The organism is Ruegeria sp. CDSA246 (genome assembly GCF_059611225.1).
This window is the reverse complement of record NZ_JBXWPD010000014.1, coordinates 127,587-137,545: the sequence shown is the minus strand read 5'-3', so window position 1 is coordinate 137,545 and position 9,959 is coordinate 127,587. Positions and strand designations below refer to the sequence as shown.

Sequence of the window (9,959 nt, the reverse complement as noted above, 5' to 3'; positions counted from 1 at the left end):
CTTGGCGGTTACGATGAGCCAGAAACCCTCTCTTATCAAATCTACTTAAACTGTCCCATTGGTGCTGACGTCAGACAGCCGGTATTCTGCTTGGTATTCGAACAAGCTTTGATCCTTCGATTGGTGGCGGTCGCCTGATCTTTGGCTTTGAGGCCGTTATCATCGGTGGGCTTGGCAACCTTTGGGGTACATTAATTGGCGGCGTTATCCTTGGCGTCGCGCAAACCATCGGAGCCAAGATTGATCCGGGCTGGCAAGTGCTTGCCGGACATATCGCGTTCCTTGTCATTCTTGCCGTTCGTCCGAACGGCCTCTTCCCGAGGGTTTCTGGATGAATCTGCAAGATTATTCCGTATCTCGATCATCAAAGGCAGCGCGAGTTGCTGCGATCCTGACCGCTATTGCTGTGCTTGTTTTGATTGCAGCGCCCTGGTGGGCAGGCCGGGCTGACATGCGCCTGATGGGCGAGCTGTTTCTCTACCTGTCCCTCGCCACTCTTTGGAACCTCATGGCGGGTTATGCCGGTCTCGTCTCTGTTGGTCAGCAAGCCTATGTGGGCTTTGGCGGCTATATGCTCTTTGCACTTACGATGCTGGGTGGGCTGAACCCATTGGTTGCTATTGCAGCCGCAGGCGTGCTGGGGGCTTTGATCTCGATCCCGGTGGCTGTTCTGATCTTCAGGCTTCGGGGCGCATATTTTGTCATTGGCACCTGGGTCATCGCAGAGGTCTTTCGGCTGAGCTTCGCGCAAATCTCAGCGCTTGGTGGGGGATCAGGATCTTCGCTGCCCGTTGCCATCGTCAAATCTCTGGCGTCCGGGCGCGCGATGCGAGAAGCGCTCAGTTATTGGCTGGCGCTCGGAGCTGCTGTGCTGGTGGTGACTGCGGTGTATCTCTTCTTGCGGTCTCGCCAAGGTTTGGCATTGACGGCAATTCGCGACAACGAGCTGGCAGCCGGTAGCCTCGGCATCGATATCTGGCGCACGAAGTTCATTGTTTACGTCGTCACGTCGGCGTTCACGGCGATGATCGGCGCGCTGATCTTCTTGCAAAAGTTGCGCATTTCGCCGGATGCGGCGTTCAGCGTCAACGACTGTACCGCCTTCGTCATCTTCATCGTCGTAATCGGCGGCATCGGTACCGTCGAAGGACCGATCATCGGCACACTCGTCTTCTTTGCGTTGCGCGAAACGCTGGCCGACCTTGGGACAACGTACCTCATCGTTCTCGGAGTGGTTGCGATTGTCGTCATGCTCAAGGCGCCGAAAGGCATCTGGGGCGTGATCCGTAGCCGTTATGATCTGCAACTATTCCCGCTGGGCTATCGCGTAAAGCACATCGGACAATCCAAGGAAAACTGAACTCATGGCCCGTCAGAAAAAGACCATCATTACATGTGCTGTAACAGGAGCGATCCACACACCAACGATGTCGGATGCACTTCCCTACACCTATGATGACATCGCACGGCAGGCGATCGAGGCCGCCGAGGCCGGAGCGTCGATCCTGCACCTGCATGCGCGCGACCCAAAGGACGGTTCTCCATCGGTTGACCCGAATGATTTTGCGCCTTTCCTGCCGCGCATCAAACAGGCTACCGACGCAGTTGTGAATCTATCGACCGGTGGATCGCTGACTCTGTCTATTCAGGACCGGATCAATCCGGCTAAGACCTTCAGTCCCGAAATGTGCTCGATGAATATGGGTTCGATGAACTTCTCGTTTCACCCATTGGCCAATCGGTATGGCGACGACGACTGGAAGTTTGATTGGGAGAAAGACTATGTCGCGAACTCCGATCAGAACATCTTTCGCAATACGTTCCGGGACATTCGCGAGGCGGCGGAAACGCTTGCGCCTCATGACATCAAGTTCGAACACGAATGCTATGATGTCGGGCATTTGTACAACCTGAAATTCTGCATGGATATCGGACTGTTCAAGGCACCTATTTTCATTCAGTTCATCATTGGCATCCTCGGCGGCATTGGACCCGAAGTCGACAATCTGATCTTCATGAAACGCACTGCCGACAGGCTGTTCGGTGACGACTATCGGTGGTCGGTCTTGGGCGCAGGTGGAGCACAGATGTCCCTTGCCACGACGGCAAGCCAGATGGACGGCAACATTCGCGTAGGTCTTGAAGACAGCCTGTTCATCTCTCGTGGAAAACTGGCCGAAAGCAACGCTCAGCAAGTCGCCAAAATTCGACGTATTGTAGAAGATTTGGGCAGTCAGGTCGCAACTCCCGACCAAGCGAGAGAAATTCTGGATTTGAAAGGAGGAGACCGCGTCGCATTCTGAGGCTAGGGTGACAGGCATCAACTCATATCGAGCGATTTGTTTGTTTGAAAATTTCGAAACACTGAGGAGATTGAGCCATGCGAGTGAAGATCTTGACCTTCAGCGCGCTTCTGACAGGATTTACGGCCGTTCAGGCTCCTGCGCAGAACGCAGCTCAGGACATCACCGATCTTTTGCTCAGCAACCGGTCTGCCGACTGTGCGGGAGTGTATTCCGCTTCAGTGGAAGACGTCACCCGCCAGCAACGTTTTAACTCCGAAATCGAAATCTCGTCTGATGATCAGCACTGAACTCTCAAGACCAATGGCATTCCTAACCATGATTTCAATGGGCCTACAGCCAACTTCGCCAACGATGTGCGGGAATTGTCAGGCACATTTCGGATTCCCAGAAATCCGGAAAAGGCCCGCAACCAAACCGCGCTGTCGCAACGGAGTTATGATGCCATTTTGTTGAATGGCGTGCCGGTCGATTTGCTCTCGGCCGGGTGTTATCGCCCAAGCGGCCCACGTGCAGACAAGAATGGCAACGTTCTGGCAGGGTGTCGGGATACTGATCCCTGGTTGCTCGACCCGCCGTCTTACGATCAGTATTTTGGCGTAGATCTCCACAATGCCCATGCCCAGCCAGACACCTGGTGTTTCCCCCGCGATACTAGCAATACGGCCGAATTGCTCGCAATTCTGATCTTATTGGGTTTGCCATCTGTTTAAAGCGGTCACAGTGGTTCATTTAATTTGCGACTGCCGCCTAGGCGCTTATGTCAGGTGTTCTTTGCAAGCATGGTCAAAGGATGAATTCAGGCAGGGCTAGGTGATTGTGCTGGCTATATACTGACAAGCTGACCACTCAATCAGAGAACGCTTCACATAACTCCCACAGGACGCTCGTGTTTCGGTGTTGTTCAGTAAACAGCCAGTGGTCTTGTACCCCGCCAATGAAGGCTTCTGTTAACGATGATGTCTTTTTGCACCCAAGCCTTTAGCCAAGCGTTCCTTTCAGCTTCTCTGATCATGAGAGATAGAATACTGGGGCTTCAAATGACTTGGCCCGGGTAAACTGTGCGTTGCGACGAAGCGACAAAAACACAATGCTCGCTTCGCCGTGCGCTGTAGTTACTTCAGATAAGTGTTGAACCAATCAATGGTGCGGTCCCAGGCTAGGTTTGCCATTTCCTCGTCATAACGAGGCGTGCTGTCGTTATGAAAACCGTGGTTGGCATTTTCGTAGATGTAGGCCTCATAAACCTTGCCGTTGGATTGCAGAGCGGCTTCAAAATCCGGCCAACCTGCGTTGATGCGCTCATCAAGCTCCCCCATCTGAATCAGCAGCGGTGCCTGAATTTTGGCTACATCTTCGGCCGCTGGCTGGCGGCCATAGAACGGCACGCCCGCCGCCAGTTCCGGGTAGGCCACCGCAATTGCGCTGACCACACCACCGCCATAGCAGAAACCCACAGCGCCAACCTTCCCGGTGCAGTCTTCTCGGTTCAATAGGTATTCAAAGCCATTGAAGAAATCATTCATCAGCGCGACCCGATCGACCGTCTTTTGCAACTCGCGCCCATCAGCATCGTTGCCTGGGTATCCGCCAACCGACGTCAGACCATCTGGAGCCAGAGCCATAAAGCCTGCTTTCGCCAAGCGGCGCGCCACATCTTCGATGTAAGGATTAAGGCCGCGGTTTTCGTGGATCACCAGCACCGCGGGCAGAGGCTCGTCCACACCAGCAGGTCGGACAAGGTAACCCCGTACGTCGCCGGTCCCATTTGGCGAGGGATAGGTGATGTAGTCTGCATGGATATCGGGATCGTTGAATGACACCTGCTCGGCCAATGCATAGTTCGGGCTGAGCATGTTCAGCAACGCGACCGCAGATAAACCGCCAACCGCGAACTTACCTGCGCGATCCAGAAACTGACGCTTGGTGATCTTGCCGTGCGCGTAAAAATCGTACAGGTCCAAAAGTTCCTGGTCGAAGTCTTTTGCCGTCATGCGAGTCATGGTCAATCTCCTGATGAGGTGGCGGTTCAAGCCGTAGGGTATTTTCAGATCAAAAGGTCATGGTTTGTTTGAGGCTTAAGGCAGGTCTACTAGGACCCTGCCGACGCGGTTTCCTTTTCTGTGCGCTGATCGCGCAGTACGTTCTTTTGAACCTTTCCCATTGTGTTTCGTGGCAACTCTTGGACGAGTTCGTAGCGGCGAGGATGTTTGAATCGCGAAAGCTTGTTTCTGATGATCGACTCGATCTGTTCCACCTGAAGCTGTGCACCGGGCTCTGCAACCAAAGCAGCAATAATTGCTTCTCCAAATTCGTTGTCGGGAATGCCAAAAACTGCCGATTCCAGGATGCCGTCGATGTCGTTCAAGACGTCTTCAATTTCTTTGGGGTAGACGTTGTAACCACCAGTTATGATCAGGTCTTTTGACCGACCAACAATCGACAGATAACCATCCTCGCTGCATTGACCCAGATCACCGGTGATGAAGAACCCGTTTTCCCGTAGCTCTTCGGCGGTTTTCTCGGGCATTTGCCAATAGCCTTGGAACACATTGGGCCCTCGTACTTCGATCAATCCAACCTCGCCCCGGGGCAGCGGTTCTCCAGTTTCAGGATTGGTAACGATCACCTCGGTGCCGGGAAGCGCCAAGCCGACAGTTCCTGCGCGACGCTCACCGTCATAGGGGTTCGAGGTGTTCATGTTCGTCTCGGTCATTCCATAGCGCTCAAGGATGCGGTGGCCGGTGCGCGTTTCGAACGCTAGGTGGGTCTCGGCTAGCAATGGGGCCGAACCAGAAATGAATAAACGCATGCTCTCTGTGACTTCTTTGGTGAAACCGTCATCCGCAAGCAATTTGGTGTAGAAAGTGGGGACTCCCATTAGAAGGGTCGAGTGGGGCAATTCCTCCAAGATCATACCAGTGTCGAATTTTTCCATCAGCCGCACTTTGGAACCGGCGAGTAGTGATGTGTTCATCGCCACGAAAAGCCCGTGCGTGTGAAAGATGGGCAACGCGTGAATCAAGCGATCAGAGCCGGTGATACCCCACAAATCCACAAGGGCTTGGGCATTGGAAAGCAGGTTTCGGTGGCTGAGCATCGCGCCCTTGGACCGGCCCGTGGTACCTGATGTGTAAAGAAGCGCCGCGAGGTCGTCCGGCGCGCGATCCACGGTTTCGAATACACAAGGCTGTGCGTCCGCTTCGCGGCTCAGGCTTGGATTTTCGCCACCCAAGGTCAGCAGTTTTGCACCAGACCGGGTCGCCAATTGTTCGAATTCAACTTTGTCGTTGCTGTCGCAAACGATTAACGCAGGTTGTGCGTCAGAGATGAAATAGTCCAACTCTGCCATGGTATAGGCAGTGTTAAGGGGCAGGTAGACAGCACCTGCCTGAACCGAAGCGGCATAGAGCGCAATCGTGTCGGCTAGCTTGGGCGCTTGCACAACGATGCGATCGCCGGGGGAAACTCCGCTGTTCTGCAAGACATGCGCGATCTGGGCGGTGCGCTGCAGAAACGCGTCATAAGAGACTACCTGGCCACTATCGAGTTGCAGGAATGGAGCCATGTTGCCCTCGTGGCGGGCAAACAAACTGTCGTAAAGTGTATTAGTCACGCTGTATTTTCCCTAGGCTTTACCGCAAGCGTCGCAGTTGAAACCGCGCGAATTGAACGCGAGGCTTGGATCGTGGAACGTGTCGCGAATTCTTCGTGATAACGTTCTGTTTTGTTTAAATCGTAAAGGTAGTTGACCATCGCACCTCCGGACTGGGCGCGTCCGTTCGGCGAGGGATCGGCTTCGGCATGCACTTCATGAAGCTCGGCGCCATTGCCCAGATGAAAGCGGGCCACAGGGTCCAGTGGCATCCCATCTTCGCGCTTGGCGAACATCAAGTATCGGGCAGCCATCGCGCGCGTGTCCTGCGGTGCTGCTGTTTCTGCAAGCACGGCCTCGGCGGCATGCCCGTGTTCTGGGTGGTCTGTTTCACCAGCCAGCCACCGGTTTAGCCCCGGTACCGGCGACAATGTCACAAAGGTATCAAGCCCGCGAAGCTCTCGCGAAAGCTCGGTCACAACCTGCTTTATCAATAGATTCCCAAAGCTGATGCCCGCTAAACCCATTTGGCAGTTTGAAATTGAATAGAACGCCGCGACCTTTGCCTTCTCGGCTTCGATCGGTTCTCGTGCTTCGGATAGAAGCGTATCTATTGCATCCGGGATTTCAACGGTCAGAGCGACCTCGACAAATATCAGTGGCTCATCTGGCATCGAAGGATGGAAGAACGCAAAACAACGACGGTCTGGCGGGTAGAGTCTTCGCCGCAAATCGTCCAGATCGTTGATCTGGTGCACCGCTTCATAGGCGACGATCTTATCCAGAACGCGGGCAGGGGTGTCCCAGCTGATTTGTTTGAGAACCAGAAAGCCCCGGTTGAACCAACTGCGCAATAAATGGACGAAATCGATATCCGTTCGCTTGAGTTCCGGTTTGGATTTGAGAAAGCGCAGTAGATCAACGCGCATGGCCACAAGTTCCTGCGTCGCACCAGACGGCTGGTTCAGCCGTCGCAACAACTCTTGTCGCCGTGGTTCTGAAACTTCACTAAGTCTTTCATAAAGATTGACACTTCGATCACTGGCATAGAGGCGGGCTGCTTCAGAAAGCTGATCGGCGTCTAGCTCTAGGTGGTCATTCAAATAGGCAAAAAAGTCTAGCTTCTCGGGGTCATCCAGAGTGTGGTAGCGCTCAAGAATCGTAGACGCCAGTGTGAAACCCGATACTTCACCCTCTGCGGACAGAAGCGCCTCACATAGTTCGGCAATGGACCGTTTGTCATCCTTGCCACGCCTTTTGTCGGGACGGTCCAGCAATTGGTTTAGTAGATCACCCAGAAACCAATTCCGCTGCATTTCAGGGCTCCATCTGGCTGCTAAGGTACTCACCTGTGCGGCGGTAGTGATCGATCAAGTGCCGAGTTGCGCTGTCTGCGTCGTGATTTAATGCGGCGTCCAGGATTTGCTGATGTTCGGCGGCGATGTCTCGCTTTTTGTAGCTCGACCCGCCGGCCGCCAGATAGCGGTAGCGAATGTTCAGGTCGTAAAGCTGCGAGCAATACCGCAGCAGCAACGGCAGTTTCGAATTGTCCAACAAGGCCATATGAAACGCCTTGTGAGCGTCCTCAAAGTCTCGTGCCCCGTTCTGGCTGGCCTTTTTCATATGATGGTGACGCAAGACAAGCCGATCTTCCCAGGCCGCATCCGCATTGGTGATGGAAGCGCGCAACGCGGTTTCCTCAAGGTTGCAGCGCAACAGAAGTATTTCCTCAAAGTTACACTTGCTGACTGGCGCTGCCCGAAATCCGCGCTGATCAATCCGCTCGACCAACATGTCCGAAGTCAAAAGGCTAAGCGCTTCACGAACCGGACTGGCGCCAGTGTCCAAAAGTCCGCGAAGCTGTTCGATCTTGAGTTTTTGACCCGGAGGTAAATCTCCTGTCAGGATCATTTCGCGCAGCCTTCGATACGCTCCATGAGTGGCTGATGTCTCTTTGCCCTCAGTGTCAAGCATGGCATCCATATCCGACTGTTCCTATTTCGCTGCAAATACTCGTGAGTGCACTTAACTGAAGGCACTCGTTCCAGTCGATAGACCAACTGAAAGGTTCAGCGAGCCTTCGTTGATCAACCAGCGCCGAAGTACAAAGCTACGCGCCCCGCTTTTGTGCATAGGATCGTCTTCCGCCAGCTTCCGCGCGGCTTCAAGACTGTCAGCGCGATAGATGATCAGGCCCATTCCTTGCATATGCTCGCCGGTTTCATCCGACATGGGGCCTGCAAAAGCCAGTTGCCCCGAACGTTCCAACTGCGCCTGATACGCCAAGTGATCTGGCAGTGACGCCTTTACATTTTCGGGCGCTTTGGCTGGCGTGCTCAGCGCGACGTAAAGCTCCAAAGCAAGCGCACCGCGGCTTTTTGCTTCTGATTTGTAGTCTGCCCAAGCAACCATTTGCCGCCTCCAAAAATATCGATATTATTTGACATATTGCAAAATAGTCGGCAAAAATCAAGCGAACTGACATGGATGGTGAAAATGAAATACCTGGTGGGAGAGACTTCGGAAGGCACAGCGGTTTTTGCTGTAGATGGCGAAAACGCAGTGAATCTAACGGCTTTGGACCCTGCCGTCGGTTCGGATTTGATGGGTTTGATAGCCAAGCCTGAACTGGCCGACTCACTTGCCAGCAAAATTGACTCGGCAGACAGTGTGCCCGTGTCTTCCATCACTCCGGCATTGCCCGTTACCGCTCCAGGAACGATCATTTGCATGGGGTTGAACTACACGGACCACATCAAGGAAGGCGGGTATGATATTCCGGAGTATCCGACGCTGTTCATGCGCGGGAAGAACTCGATCATGGCGGCGGGGCAACCCATGGTGCGGCCTGCCTGTTCCGAGAAGCTCGACTACGAAGCCGAACTTATGCTGATCGTTGGAAAGCGCGGACGCCATATCTCGGAGCAGGACGCACTGGATTATGTCTTTGGCTACACTGTATTCAACGATGGCTCGCTGCGGGACTATCAGCGCAAAACCGTTCAGTGGACGCCCGGCAAAAACTTTGATGACACGGGCGCGATCGGTCCTTTCACCGTGACGCCGGATGAGTTGCCCGAAGGGGCATCAGGTCTGAAGATCGAGAGCCGTGTGGGTGATGAAATCCTGCAAAGCTCGAACACGGCCAATATGATCTGGGGTGTTCGTCAGGTCATTGCGACAATTTCGGAATACACCACTCTGGAACCCGGAGACCTGATTGCGTTGGGCACACCACCGGGTGTCGGTCACGCCAAAAAGCCCAATCCCCGTTGGCTGAAGCCGGGTGAAACCGTCGAAGTCGAAATTGAAGGCATCGGAATCTGCGCCAGCCCGATCATCGACGAAAAGGACACCGAGTCAAAGGTGGCCGCAACATGAGCGCCCCAACCGGGGCAGAGCTGGAGGCACTTCGCGCCAAGGCGCAGCAGGATCATCGCGATCTGCGCGATCGCATTCCACGTTTGTCGGATGACGCGATTGCCTTGATCCTGCGCGAATCCAGATCGCACTACGCGTGGACCGACAAGCCTGTTTCCGACGACCTACTTGAAGAGATCTACGACATCACGATCAATGGTGCGACCAGCATGAACACGTTGCCCGCGCGCTTTATTTTCGTGAAAAGCGCAGAGGGAAAAGAGCGGCTTGCCAAGTCGCTAAAGCCTAAAAACGTGCCAAAGATGATGGATGCACCGGTCACGGCGATCATTGCCTACGACTTGGACTTCTGGAAGGAACTGCCGTTTCTTTTCCCGCACGAAGATCGGCGGCCCTTGTTTGAAAACAAACCCGAATACGTAGCGGACACGGCCTACCGAAACGGCACGCTTCAGGGCGCGTACTTCATGATTGCGGCCCGGGCTGTCGGGTTGGATGTCGGCGCCATGTCAGGTTTTTCGAACAAGATCGTCGACGAGGAGTTCTTCGCGGGCACAACTCTCAAGTCCAATTTTCTTTGCAATCTTGGCTACGCGGATGAAACCGGTTTGTTCCAGAAGCTTCCACGTTTTCCATTCGAAAAGGTTTGCTCGTATGCATGAGGAGGTAACACCGTGGCC

Annotated in this window: 11 protein-coding genes; 6 read left to right on the top strand and 5 right to left on the bottom strand. The window is 54.1% G+C overall.

The genetic code is table 11. From position 1 onward, the window contains the following. The first annotated feature begins 331 nt into the window (after positions 1-331). The 4 genes from AC2FI9_RS17890 (at position 332) to AC2FI9_RS17875 (ending at position 3,016) form a co-directional block, all read left to right on the top strand. Positions 332-1,360, top strand: coding sequence for a branched-chain amino acid ABC transporter permease (locus AC2FI9_RS17890; protein WP_496769516.1), 1,029 nt, complete (start codon positions 332-334; stop codon positions 1,358-1,360). Between the two features lie 4 nt (positions 1,361-1,364). Then, positions 1,365-2,303 (top strand): 3,5-dioxohexanoate:acetyl-CoA acetone transferase, encoded by a 939-nt coding sequence (gene kce, locus AC2FI9_RS17885; RefSeq protein ID WP_496769514.1) that lies wholly within the window; start codon positions 1,365-1,367, stop codon positions 2,301-2,303. Positions 2,304-2,380: 77 nt separating this feature from the next. Continuing rightward, positions 2,381-2,593 (top strand): hypothetical protein, encoded by a 213-nt coding sequence (locus AC2FI9_RS17880; protein ID WP_496769512.1) that lies wholly within the window; start codon positions 2,381-2,383, stop codon positions 2,591-2,593. Positions 2,594-2,659: 66 nt separating this feature from the next. Beyond that, complete coding sequence (locus AC2FI9_RS17875; RefSeq protein ID WP_496769508.1) at positions 2,660-3,016, top strand: YHYH protein; 357 nt, start codon at positions 2,660-2,662, stop codon at positions 3,014-3,016. 402 nt (positions 3,017-3,418) lie between these two features. Here the strand turns inward: AC2FI9_RS17875 and yghX are convergent, their stop codons facing one another. The 5 genes from yghX to AC2FI9_RS17850 form a co-directional block, all read right to left on the bottom strand. Continuing rightward, positions 3,419-4,306: a YghX family hydrolase gene (yghX, locus tag AC2FI9_RS17870; protein WP_496769506.1), complete on the bottom strand. Its 888-nt coding sequence runs from the start codon at positions 4,304-4,306 to the stop codon at positions 3,419-3,421. An 89-nt stretch (positions 4,307-4,395) separates the two neighbouring features. Next, positions 4,396-5,919: a malonate--CoA ligase gene (locus AC2FI9_RS17865; protein ID WP_496769504.1), complete on the bottom strand. Its 1,524-nt coding sequence runs from the start codon at positions 5,917-5,919 to the stop codon at positions 4,396-4,398. Continuing rightward, entirely contained in the window at positions 5,916-7,214 is a 1,299-nt protein-coding gene (locus tag AC2FI9_RS17860; RefSeq protein WP_496769502.1) for a malonyl-CoA decarboxylase, read from the bottom strand. The genes AC2FI9_RS17865 and AC2FI9_RS17860 overlap by 4 nt, the downstream gene beginning before the upstream one ends. A 1-nt stretch (position 7,215) precedes the next feature. Beyond that, a complete protein-coding gene (locus tag AC2FI9_RS17855; protein WP_496769500.1) occupies positions 7,216-7,872 on the bottom strand; it encodes a GntR family transcriptional regulator in 657 nt (218 codons plus the stop codon). 51 nt (positions 7,873-7,923) lie between these two features. Next, on the bottom strand, positions 7,924-8,310 hold the full coding sequence (locus AC2FI9_RS17850) for a YciI family protein (protein ID WP_496769498.1): 387 nt from the start codon (positions 8,308-8,310) through the stop codon (positions 7,924-7,926). 84 nt (positions 8,311-8,394) lie between these two features. On the opposite strand from AC2FI9_RS17850, the gene AC2FI9_RS17845 reads away from it, so the two are divergent. Further along, positions 8,395-9,279, top strand: coding sequence for a fumarylacetoacetate hydrolase family protein (locus AC2FI9_RS17845; protein ID WP_496769496.1), 885 nt, complete (start codon positions 8,395-8,397; stop codon positions 9,277-9,279). Next, a complete protein-coding gene (locus AC2FI9_RS17840) occupies positions 9,276-9,941 on the top strand; it encodes a malonic semialdehyde reductase (RefSeq protein ID WP_298934018.1) in 666 nt (221 codons plus the stop codon). Before AC2FI9_RS17845 ends, AC2FI9_RS17840 begins: the two co-directional genes overlap by 4 nt. Positions 9,942-9,959: the final 18 nt, after the last annotated feature.